The 6,216-nt window shown below is 72.8% G+C and carries 7 protein-coding genes and 1 tRNA gene; all 8 read right to left on the bottom strand.

The window, feature by feature from the left end:
- On the bottom strand, positions 1-183 hold a 183-nt coding region (locus AC2W7G_RS07750), incomplete at its 3' end, for a hypothetical protein (protein WP_485867920.1).
- 181 nt (positions 184-364) lie between these two features.
- Positions 365-1,981, bottom strand: a complete 1,617-nt coding sequence (locus AC2W7G_RS07745; RefSeq protein WP_485867919.1) for a SpoIIE family protein phosphatase — start codon at positions 1,979-1,981, stop codon at positions 365-367.
- Positions 1,982-2,132: 151 nt separating this feature from the next.
- Positions 2,133-2,223, bottom strand: a tRNA-Ser gene (locus tag AC2W7G_RS07740).
- 13 nt (positions 2,224-2,236) lie between these two features.
- Positions 2,237-3,202, bottom strand: coding sequence for a hypothetical protein (locus tag AC2W7G_RS07735; RefSeq protein WP_485867918.1), 966 nt, complete (start codon positions 3,200-3,202; stop codon positions 2,237-2,239).
- A gap of 405 nt (positions 3,203-3,607) precedes the next feature.
- Entirely contained in the window at positions 3,608-4,210 is a 603-nt protein-coding gene (locus tag AC2W7G_RS07730; protein WP_485867917.1) for a CE1759 family FMN reductase, read from the bottom strand.
- A complete protein-coding gene (locus tag AC2W7G_RS07725; protein ID WP_485867921.1) occupies positions 4,207-5,313 on the bottom strand; it encodes a CE1758 family FMN-dependent luciferase-like monooxygenase in 1,107 nt (368 codons plus the stop codon). Before AC2W7G_RS07725 ends, AC2W7G_RS07730 begins: the two co-directional genes overlap by 4 nt.
- 105 nt (positions 5,314-5,418) lie before the next feature.
- Positions 5,419-5,820, bottom strand: a complete 402-nt coding sequence (locus AC2W7G_RS07720) for a hypothetical protein (protein WP_485867916.1) — start codon at positions 5,818-5,820, stop codon at positions 5,419-5,421.
- 67 nt (positions 5,821-5,887) lie between these two features.
- A partial coding sequence (locus AC2W7G_RS07715) for a nucleoside deaminase (RefSeq protein WP_485867915.1) occupies positions 5,888-6,216 on the bottom strand: 329 nt, incomplete at its 5' end.

Here is a 6,216-nt window from a genome sequence, read left to right as displayed (position 1 = left end):
CCAGTGCAGGCGCACGTCGAGCCCGTCCAGCCGGTTCGACAGGCTGCGGACCGCGCGCTGGAGGCCGGCGCGGTCGACGGCGGCGGCGACCTCGTCGACCGCGTCGGCCAGGGTCGCGGGGTCCACGCGGGGGACCGGTGGGGTGACGGCGGCGTGACGTCGCCGACCGAGCAGTGCGGGCATCCGTGCTCCTTCATGGCGACCTCGTTGTCGCCGGCTGGTCGGGTGGTCGGCGCAGTGTCGAAGCGGGGGAGCCTGAGCCGGCGCGACCGAGAGCGAAACCGTAACAGGGGAAGTTGAACGTTGCATGACGAAGTGAATCGTGCGGTTCAGATCACACTCCCCCGGCTGAGCCGGGGCGTCGTCAGCCCTGGAGCGAGCCCGGACGGAGCACGAGGAGGGCGACGTCGTCGGCGACGCCCTCGTCCGCGACGTCCAGCAGGATGCGGTCCGCGGCGCGCTCGACGTCGAGCCCGGAGCACCCCTGGACGACCTTGACCAGCCGCTCGATGCACTCGGTCAGGGACGTGCCCCGCCGCTCGACGAGTCCGTCGGTGTAGAGCACCAGCAGGTCGCCGTCCGCCAGCTCGAGCTCGTGGTCGGACCGTGGCACCGCGGGGTCGACGCCGAGCATGAGGTCGTACGACTCGAGCACCTCCACGGTGCCGTCGCCCCGGAGCACGATCGGCGGCAGGCTGCCGGCGTTCGTCCAGCGGACCAGCCAGCGGCCGGCGACGGTCTCGGACCGGTGCAGACGCATGAGGACGGCGGTCGCCTGGACGCCGAGGTCCAGCCCCTCGAGCGCGCCGTCGAGCAGGCCCATGACGGTGGCGGGGCCGGCGTCCACGCCGTGGGCGAGCGCGCGCAGCATCGTGCGGGTGTGGGCCATCCCGGCGGCGGCGACGCGGTCGTGGCCCGAGACGTCGCCGACGGTGACGGTGAGCTCGCCGTGCGGGTCCACGAACGCGTCGTACCAGTCGCCGCCGACCTCGGCCTGGTCCGCGCTGGGCCGGTAGCGGACCGCGACCTGCACGTCGTCCGGGTGGCGGGGCGTGGTGAGCAGGCTGCTCTGCAGCGCCTCGGACAGGCGGCGCTCGCTGAGCGCGATGCGTCGCTCGACCTCGCGCGCCTCCAGCCGGGCGCGCACCTGGCCGACGGCGGTGGCCACCAGGCGCAGGAAGTCCAGGTAGCGGTGGTCGGGCGACAGACCGGGGTTGAGACCGATGACGAGCGCCGGCGGGTCGGCCAGGTCGACACCGGGAGATCGCACCGGGATCCAGGCGACGTGGCCCTGAGCGGTGTCGTCGAGCAGCAGGTCGGCGCCGCGCAGCGAGCGTGGCGGCCGAGCCGGCAGGGCACGACCGGCGGGGCCGGGACGCGTCGCCGCCTCGCGGTACTCCACGACGTGGACGTCCTCGGTCGCGCCGGACAGCACGTCCAGCACGACCGGCTCGAGCTCGTCGACGGTCTCCACGTCGGCCAGGCGGGTGCGCAGCTCGGTCAGCACCGCCATGCGGCGCAGGGCCAGGACCTTGTCGGTCGTCTCCGTGACGATGTCCAGGACGCCCTCGACCTCGCCGACCTCGTTGTGCACGGGCGAGTAGGAGTAGGTGAAGTAGCCGTCGTGCAGCGCGCCGCCGCGCACGAGCGGCACGAGCGCGTCGTCGAGCAGCGACGACGGCGCGCCGTCGAGCACCGCCTGCATCATGTCGCCGATCAGGTGCCACGCCTCGGGAAACACCTCGGCGCACGGACGCCCGAGCGCCCAGGGGTGCTTGTCGCCCAGGATCGGCACGTAGGCCTCGTTGTAGACCAGCACGAACTCCGGGCCCCACAGCAGCGTCGCCGGGAACCGGGTGTTCACGACGACATCCACGGCCTGGCGCAGCGTGGGGGTCCAGTCGTCGGGGCGGCCCAGCGGCGTGCTGGGCCAGTCGACGGTCTCGAACGCCGGACCCTTGCGCCAGGGCTTCAGCGGCACGACGCCTCCTTCGGACTCACACGCGCCGGCTCCCGGCGTCCGCGCAAGCATCCCATCGGTCAGGCCGCCGGTCGACTCGACCGGACGCGGTCACGGCGCGGCTGCCCAGGACGCACGAGAGCCCCGGTCCCTGACGGGACCGGGGCTCTGCTGGCGGTGGCGGTGGGATTTGAACCCACGGTGGGCTGTTAACCCACACACGCTTTCGAGGCGTGCTCCTTAGGCCGCTCGGACACGCCACCGCGGAAGACCTTACTAGAGGGACGACGCGTCCTGGAAATCGGGGCCGGGCCAGGCGTCGGGGTCGATCGCGTAGACGTAGCGCCGGTGCGGCCACTCGGTCAGCGTCCACAGCTGGCGGCGCTCCGGCCAGTAGGTGATGTCCTCCGCGCCCGTGGCCAGCACGCCCGCGTGCTTGCGCCACCGGCCGGGCTCGCCGACCCACAGCGCGCCGGCCTTCCCCTCCCCCGCGCTGGCCGTGACGTACCAGCGGTCACCGGCCTGGCAGGTGCCCTGCATGCGGTGCGGCTGGTCGTCGAACCACTCCGGGTCCGCGGACGCGGGCAGGCCGAGCTCGTCGAGGGCGTGGCGCACCATGCGGTGGCGCTGCGCCGCCTTCGTGCCGTACTCGCCGGCGACCAGTCGCGGCTCGTCACCGCTGCGGTCGAAGGTCAGGAACGACCAGGTCATCTCCGAGCGGTCGCGCCGCGGACGCGTGCGGTGGGCCGAGTGCAGCGGCAGGACGTACCGGTAGCCGCGTCCGCGCCACCGCGGCACGCGCTCGACGTCGTCCAGGTCGAAGACCCGGAAGCCGAACGGACCCGCCGCCACGTACAGCCGGGAGCCCTCCCAGGCCAGGCCGCCGGCGTGGACGCGCACGGTGAGCATCGGCCGCAGCGCGCCCAGCCACCGCGGACCGGGGCGGTGCACGAGGCGCACGTGCCGGTAGCGGGGACGCTCGCCCGCCGGGTCGACCACCGTGATCCGGGACCCGAGCCCGAGCAGGCCGAGCAGGCCCTTGGCGTACCAGCTGGCGATCATCACCGGTCGTCCCGACCAGCGCCCGTGGGCGGACGTCGTGAGGCCCTGCGGCCACCAGCGCCGGGTCGCCCGGTCGCGGGCGTCCCAGGTGAACCCCTCGACCGCCGCCCTCGCGGGGACGTCGACGCGGACGCCCTCACGGTCGAGGTCGTCCAGGACTCCAGCAAGACCGACGCGCATCCCGCCACGGTAGGGCGGACGGGCGCCGGGCTCACCTCGAGCGGTCGAGCTGCCCGGCGGCGGAATCGAGCAGGACGCCGAGCACCATCGGGTAGGCGCTGTGCGGTCGGCGACGCTGGGCGACCGGAGGTCGGGCAAGACCTGCGCCGGCACCTGAGTCGCCGGCACCAAGGACCTGCTCACCGCCTACGGGTCGCCCTGGGGCTGCGCGATTCCGCCTGACCCCCACGATCCAGGGATGTTTCGGACGCCTGCTCGCGGGCACCATCGAGGCAGCGGCCCCCTCGCCCCCATCCAAAACCTCGAGGGGGCCGCTGTCGTGCGTCCGGGTTCTCGCCGTCACGCGCTGACCCGCACGCACGAAGGGCCGGGACCCCGAGGTCCCGGCCCTTCGTCGTGCGTCGATCACTCCGGCGGACGGCTCGCCGCCAGGAACGTGTCGCTGAACAGGTCGAAGTCGTCGCTCGGACCCCGGCCGGTGCCGGCGCCGCTGAGCAGGCTGGTCAGCTCGCCGACGGCGCGGTCGATGCGCGCGGTCAGCGCACCCTTGCCCTCGCTGCCCCAGTCGTGCGGGCTGGCGAAGATGCCGGTCGGGATCGGCATCGCCTGCAGGTAGGCGAACAGCGGGCGCAGCGTGAAGTCGATGGCCAGCGAGTGCCGCGCGGTGCCACCGGTGGCGGCCAGCAGCACGGGCTTGCCGGTCAGCGCGTCGGGCTCCAGGCCGTCCACGAAGGCCTTGAACAGGCCGGGGTAGGACGCCTTGAAGATCGGCGTGACGACCACGAGCGCGTCCGCGCCGGTGACGGCGTCGACGACCGGGCGGAGGCGTCCGTTCGGGAAGCCGGTCAGCATCGCGTCGGTGACGTCGTGGGCGTAGTCGCGCAGGGAGTGGATCTCGGTCTCCGCGTCCGGCAGCTGGGCACGGACGGCGGCGAGCACCTGCTCGCCGAGCATCGTCGAGCTGGACGGCTCGCTCAGCCCGGACGTGAGGGCGACGACCTTGGTCATGCGGGCACCTCCTCGGTGCGGGTGGCCTCGGCGGCCGCCTTGGCGGCGACCCGGGAGGCGTGGTCAGGGGTGTCGGGGACGTCCGCCGGACGACGGGCGGCGAACTCGGCGCGCAGCGCGGGCAGCACCTCGCCGAGCAGGTCCAGCTGGTTCAGGACCGTCTTGAGCGGCAGGCCGGCGTGGTCGACCAGGAACAGCTGACGCTGGTAGTCGCCGAAGTAGTCCGCGAACGCGAGCGTCTTCTCGACGAACTGCTGCGGGCTGCCGACGGTCAGCGGCGTCTGCTCGGAGAAGTCCTCCAGGCTCGGGCCGTGGCCGTAGACCGGCGCGTTGTCGAAGTAGGGGCGGAACTCCTTCACCGCGTCCTGGCTGTTGCGGGCCAGGTAGAACTGCCCGCCGAGGCCGACGATCGCCTGGTGCGGGTCGCCGTGGCCGTAGTGGGCGTAGCGCTGGCGGTAGAAGTTGATCAGCCGGATGTAGTGCTCCTTGGGCCAGAAGATGTTGTTCGCGAAGTAGCCGTCGCCGTAGAACGCGGCCAGCTCGGCGACCTCCGGCGTCCGGATCGAGCCGTGCCACACGAACGGCGCGACGCCGTCCAGCGGGCGCGGGGCGAGCGTGAAGCCCTGCAGCGGGCTGCGGAACTCGCCGCTCCAGCTGACGACCTCCTCGTCCCAGAGCTTGCGCAGCAGGTGGTAGTGCTCGACGGTCAGCTCGACGGCCTTGCGTCCGTCGTAGCCGAACCACGGGTACACCGGGGCGGTGTTGCCGCGGCCGAGCATGAGGTCCATGCGGCCGTCGACGAGGTTCTGCAGGTACGAGTAGTCCTCGGCGATCTTGACCGGGTCGTTGGTGGTGATCAGCGTCGTGGACGTCGACAACTTCAGTGTCGACGTCTGCGCGCCGATGTAGGCCAGCAGCGTCGTGGGGCTCGACGGGTGGAACGGCGGGTTGTGGTGCTCGCCCGTCGCGAAGACGTCCAGGCCCACCTCCTCGGCCTTCCTGGCGATCTCGACCGTGGCCTTGATGCGCTCGTGCTCGGTCGGCGTGACGCCCGTCGTCGGGTCCTCGGTGACGTCACCGACGGTGAAGATCCCGAACTCCATGCCGCTCATGCCCTGCTCCTCAGCTCGTCCACCTTGCTTGTTGAATCTTCAACCATCATACGGGCAGAGATGTTCCCGGGACAAGCAGGGGTCTTCTCGAGGCAGCTAGAAGGCGTCGACGACGGCGCGCAGGGCGGCCGCGGCACAGCCCACCTGCCACGGCCCGTCCTGGCCGGCGAGGGTGGCGTGCTCGGGGTGCTTCTCCCACGTCGTGGCCTGCACGCGGACGGCCAGGCGGTCGTCGATCATCGCCGCGTCGGCGCGGACGACCTCGGGGTCGACGAAGACGGCGGCCAGGTCGGACACCTCGTGGACGTCGCGGCCGCGGTAGCCGGCGATCGTCGTGACGTGGTGCAGGCGCCACAGCTCGAGCTGGGCCTCGTCGCAGCGGTCGTCGCCGTAGGCCCCGCCGGCGGCGGCCACGTCGACGCCGAGGGCGTCGCACAGGGAGGCGACGTAGCCCTCCACGATCGAGTCGGTCGAGGGCGGCGCGGAGGTGGTGGTCACCGGACGAGGGTAGAAAACATTTGGCACGGCCGCCCGCCGGGGGTCGGTCGGCGGCCCTCGGCGCCGCTCACCGGTGGGCGGCGAAGAACGTCCGCAGCAGCGCCGCCGACTCCTCGCCCAGCACGCCCGAGGCCACCTCGGGCCGGTGCGGCAGGCGTCGGTCGCGCACCACGTCCCACAGCGACCCGACCGCGCCTGCCTTGTCGTCGAAGGTGCCGAACACCAGCCGGGCGACGCGGGCCTGCACGAGGGCGCCGGCGCACATCGTGCAGGGCTCGAGCGTCACGACGAGGATGCAGCCGTCGAGCCGCCAGGAGCCGAGCGTCCGGGCCGCCTCGCGCAGGGCGACGACCTCGGCGTGGGCCAGCGGGTCGCCGTCGACCTCGCGCAGGTTGA

This window comes from Aeromicrobium sp. PFPM2_SD2 (genome assembly GCF_057364525.1).
Note: the sequence above shows the minus strand (reverse complement) of the source record. Positions and strands in the feature narration are given on the sequence as shown.

Excerpts from the sequence above, each read along its gene's own strand:
- AC2W7G_RS07730 (WP_485867917.1), bottom strand. The coding sequence starts at position 4,210 with ATGACCAAGGTCGTCGCCCTCACGTCCGGGCTGAGCGAGCCGTCCAGC.
- AC2W7G_RS07725 (WP_485867921.1), bottom strand. The coding sequence starts at position 5,313 with ATGGAGTTCGGGATCTTCACCGTCGGTGACGTCACCGAGGACCCGACG.
- AC2W7G_RS07735 (WP_485867918.1), bottom strand. The coding sequence starts at position 3,202 with ATGCGCGTCGGTCTTGCTGGAGTCCTGGACGACCTCGACCGTGAGGGC.